The following is a 1,063-nucleotide window of genomic DNA, read 5'->3' as shown; positions in this document are numbered from 1 at the left end:
GGTGTCTTTCAATGTTGTTTCTGAAATTGCCATCGTTCCAGATAGTGAGTGCAGTACCCCAACCTTGATGGTATCAGCGGCATATGTAACCGAAGCACCGACAGACAGCGACACTGCAGCTGCAACCGTCGCCAATTTAGTCTTAAAGTTTTTCATCGTTAACGTTCCCCGTTCGAAGAATTATTGTTTGTTTTTTAGGAGTGCTTGTATGCGATCTTCCTGCAGGGGGTTAGAGCAAGTGCTGCGCCGTTTCCTAGAAACTAAGATAAATCAGACACTTAGTACGTATATTTGCGTATAGACAAAGCCTGACCAAGAACCTGTCGCACCAATAGCGGGCGAAAAAATCCAAAGCATGCGACTGCCACGCCCTGTTTTGGCGCAAGCGAATGCAACAAAGTCAAATATGCTCGTGTGAATTAGTATGTATATTCTAATTATGGTGGGTAAGGTGAATATATATCTGATACCGGACGTTTCAGATTTGTTATCACTAGCGGAGACGCTAGAGTGGACTTTGCCCTTGGATTCCAAGGGCTTTTTTTTGCCTTGAGAATAGATCGCGCTAAGGGACGCCGCAGGTCACACCCGTGCCACCTAAACCGCAATATCCATTAGGGTTCTTCGCTAAATATTGCTGATGATAGGTTTCGGCATAAAAATATTCCTTCAAAGGCGCGATCTCAGTCGTAATACTTCCAAGCCCTGCTTCTTCGAGTGCATTTTGGTATTGCTGATAGCTCGTTTTTATCACGGCCAAATCAGACTCTTCTAAGTAATAGATCGCCGATCGATACTGCGTACCAAGATCATTCCCCTGCCTCATGCCCTGCGTTGGATCATGTTTCTCCCAAAATACTTTTAAAATCTCGATGAGGCTAATGATGTCCGGGTCGTAGACTACATGAACAACCTCAGTATGGGCTGTCATTCCTGAACAAATCTCTTCGTAGGTAGGGTTGTTAGTAAAACCTCCAGCGTAGCCCACGGACGTAACGTAAACACCATCAAGCTCCCAAAAGGCCCGCTCAGCGCCCCAAAAGCAGCCTAACCCAAGGACGAT

The 1,063-nt window shown here is 45.8% G+C and carries 1 protein-coding gene and 1 pseudogene; both read right to left on the bottom strand.

Features of this window, described 5'->3' with window-relative positions:
• A pseudogene (locus A3750_RS25225) lies at window positions 1–156 on the bottom strand (transporter substrate-binding protein); the annotation flags it as partial.
• A gap of 409 nt (window positions 157–565) precedes the next feature.
• On the bottom strand, window positions 566–1,063 hold a 498-nt coding region (gene msrA / locus A3750_RS01325), incomplete at its 5' end, for a peptide-methionine (S)-S-oxide reductase MsrA (protein ID WP_068547961.1).

It is taken from the genome of Oleiphilus sp. HI0079 (assembly GCF_001635105.1).
This window is presented reverse-complemented; position numbering and strand designations above follow the sequence as displayed.